Origin of the sequence: Paraburkholderia sp. J63, from assembly GCF_905220245.1 — a bacterium.
Classification (GTDB): Bacteria; Pseudomonadota; Gammaproteobacteria; order Burkholderiales; family Burkholderiaceae; genus Paraburkholderia.
Genome location: NZ_CAJMZF010000119.1, coordinates 1 through 1,502 on the forward strand (window position 1 = coordinate 1; position 1,502 = coordinate 1,502).

The 1,502-nt window shown below is 58.4% G+C and carries 1 protein-coding gene and 1 pseudogene; one reads left to right on the forward strand and one right to left on the reverse strand.

Going from position 1 to position 1,502, the window contains the following annotated elements:
• Positions 1–266: 266 nt before the first annotated feature.
• Positions 267–1,178 (reverse strand): LysR family transcriptional regulator, encoded by a 912-nt coding sequence (locus U5775_RS38720; protein ID WP_322063403.1) that lies wholly within the window; start codon positions 1,176–1,178, stop codon positions 267–269.
• An 88-nt stretch (positions 1,179–1,266) separates the two neighbouring features.
• Here U5775_RS38720 and U5775_RS38725 point away from each other — a divergent pair.
• Positions 1,267–1,502: pseudogene (locus U5775_RS38725) on the forward strand (4-hydroxy-4-methyl-2-oxoglutarate aldolase); the annotation flags it as partial.

Below are 1,502 nucleotides of genomic sequence, written 5' to 3' on the forward strand. Positions count from 1 at the left end.
CTTCCAGAACTTGTGGTATGCGGGCCCTTCTGATTTTGGAGGGTGTTCCGGCTCAGTAATTCTGACGGGGGGCATCGGGAAATCAACGCCCCCCAGAATGGCCTCTCCCTGTCCAGGCGTCGGTAGGAAGGCTGCTGCCGAGCCATCCGTCGCCAGGATGGTCGTCAGGCCGTACTTTCGTCCTTCCCATAACGCGGATTAAGCTAATTTCATGAAAATTTGCTAGCCTGCTGGCGGCCAAATGGCCAGAGCCAGGATCGCCGTCATCAAGGCTTCGGCCCGGAACGCGTGCTGCTTCCCGAACAGACGGCACTACGAAACGCTTCCACGGTCCTGGATTCATCATCTTTCCGGGTCACCACGACCAATGTTGTCGTCAGCTTGACGTCGCTTATGCGCAGAAACCTGACATCCTTGCGATTGTTTTTCGCGATGGATTGCCCAACCATCGTCACGCCGAGCCCGGCGGCAACCAGCGCCAGCGCTGTATGCGTTTCGACAGCCTCATAGCCGACCACCGGATCTCCTCCCGCCAGTTGAAGCGCGGTCAGCATCTGCTGGCCGAAGGGACTGCGTGCGTCCTTCGGATAGAGGATAAACGGTTGCGCCGACAATGCGGCCGCCGTGACTGACTTCTGTTCCGCGAGAGAACTGTCCAAAGGAATCGCGGCGACGAAGGGATCATCGTAGATGAGTGTGTAGTCGAGTTCAGGATGCCGCTCGAACGGCCCGATGAAGCGTGATATGCCGATATCGATACGCTTTTGCAGAAGCTTTTCCGGCTGATACTCGGTCAGGACTTCGACGAGATCGAGATGAACGTCGGGACACGCCTTCCTGAATCGCCGGACGCTGTCCGGCAATAGAGAGAAATTCGCCGAGCGCACGAAGCCGATCCCGATCCATCCACGCTTGCCTTGCGCGATGCCTTTCACTTCGTCATCCAGCCGCTTTGCGTTGGACAGCAACTCCTTGGCGCGCGGATAAAGATACTGGCCTAGTGAGGTCAGCTCCATCGGCCTGCGCGAGCGGTCGAACAGGTCGCCGCCGAGATCCCCTTCGAGTTGCGCGAGCTGCATGCTGATGGCCGTCGGGGCGACAAAAAGAGCTTGCGCCGCGAGGGCCGCGCTGCCCGATTCCACGATGGCACAGAAATAACGAAGCTGCCTTAAGTTCATGATTCGTGAACATATCATCAAATAATCATGTTTGATCTGCACTTCACTTTATCTAACACTGGTCGCTATTTCAATTGCGGAGTGGAACATGAGCGATCGTGCGGGTTTACCAGTGGCCGAAGCGCTTGCGACCTTGGCGGATTTTGGCAGCGCCACGGTTTACGAGGCGCAGGGCGCGAAAGGCGCGCTGGATAGCGGCATCAAGCCGATTGACGCGGGCATGCGCATCGCGGGCCGCGCCGTGACCGTGGACGTGCGCCCGGCCGACAACCTCATGCTCCATTACGCATTGCTGCACGCGAAACCTGGCGACGTGCTTGTCGT

What these genes read in the sequence shown, in the direction of transcription:
- U5775_RS38720 (WP_322063403.1), bottom strand. Translation starts at nt 1,178, where the DNA reads ATGAACTTAAGGCAGCTTCGTTATTTCTGTGCCATCGTGGAATCGGGC.